Annotated in this window: 1 protein-coding gene and 1 pseudogene; both read left to right on the top strand. The window is 70.7% G+C overall.

The features are described 5' to 3' along the window. Positions 1 to 215 precede the first annotated feature (215 nt). Positions 216 to 671, top strand: a complete 456-nt coding sequence (locus MTQ10_RS30670; protein ID WP_167998797.1) for a hypothetical protein — start codon at positions 216 to 218, stop codon at positions 669 to 671. Positions 672 to 733: 62 nt separating this feature from the next. Continuing rightward, positions 734 to 1,086, top strand: a pseudogene (locus MTQ10_RS30665) (IS5/IS1182 family transposase); the annotation flags it as partial.

Raw genomic sequence — 1,086 nt, 5'->3', positions numbered from 1 at the left:
CATTGAGCACTGTGCATCGTGAAACGTGCAGGTGAGGTGGGCTGGTGTGCGGGCGAGTTGCCGTGCTCGCGCTGGTCGGCGGCGGGTGTCCATGGTGAAGATCGTCTGCCCTGTCGGCTGAGGCGGTTCTCGGGTTCCGCTGCGCTCGTCCCGGGACCGCTCCTACGATCCGTGACCGGGGCGGTACGCGGTGAGATCGCGGGAGGGTGCAGGGTATGGGAGACCTGGAGCGGATCATCGCTCGCCGGAGTGAACTGGACACACTCGCCGAGGAGTTGGCCAAGCAGCTTCAGGAGGTCCAGGCCGAGCGGGAGGAACTGCTGGTCGCCGAGCGGGTCCTGAACCGGCTGGCCGAACAGGACCGGGCCGAAGCGGAAGCCGCCGTGGTCGCCTCCCCGGCGCCCGCCCGGGTGGCGGGGCGAGCGGTCCTGCTGATCCCGCACCGCGGCGAGGGCCTTGACCAGGCCGCGCTGCCCGGCGATTACCGCAAGATCCTGGCGATCGTGCGGGCCGCGGACGGCCCGGTGCAGGTCCGGGCGGTGGGCGAGGAGCTGGGACTTGAGGTGGCGGTGCGCGGGAAGCTGGAGCCGCTGCGGGCGAAGATGACCAAGCTCGCCGATCGTGGCTGGCTGCACAAACGACCCGACGGACGGTTCACCGCACGCCGGTAGCCACACCGGGACGGGACATCGGGGCGTAACCAGCGGGCCCCCGACGGCAGTTGACGTGTTTTGTGAAGAACAACACCAGCCCCGCCGAGGGCCCTGACGGCCTTGTCTACACCGCCCGCCTGCCGCTGTCGAGCGCCACCCTGAACCACCTCGCCACGGTGATACGCGGCCACTTGAAGAAGATCGGCTCGCGGTGGCGGGCCCTGCCCGCGGGGAAGATCGCCGGCATCGTGCTGGCGGTACTGCGCTGTGACCAGCGGCCCGGCGATCTCGCCGGCGGAAACGGGATACACCGCACCACCGTCACCCGGTGGGTGCGCGAGGTCGTCGGCCTGCTGGCCGCCCGCGCCCCCAGACTGGACCGCGCGCTGAAGAAGATCGCCCGAAAGGGTGGCGGGGTGGTGCTGCTGGACGG

The organism is Streptomyces sp. XM83C (assembly GCF_023072675.1).
GTDB lineage: Bacteria > Actinomycetota > Actinomycetes > Streptomycetales > Streptomycetaceae > Streptomyces > Streptomyces thermocoprophilus.
The sequence above is the reverse complement of the archived record's forward strand: the minus strand, read 5'-3'. Positions and strand labels throughout refer to the sequence as shown.

What these genes read in the sequence shown, in the direction of transcription:
- MTQ10_RS30670 (WP_167998797.1), top strand. Translation starts at nt 216, where the DNA reads ATGGGAGACCTGGAGCGGATCATCGCTCGCCGGAGTGAACTGGACACA.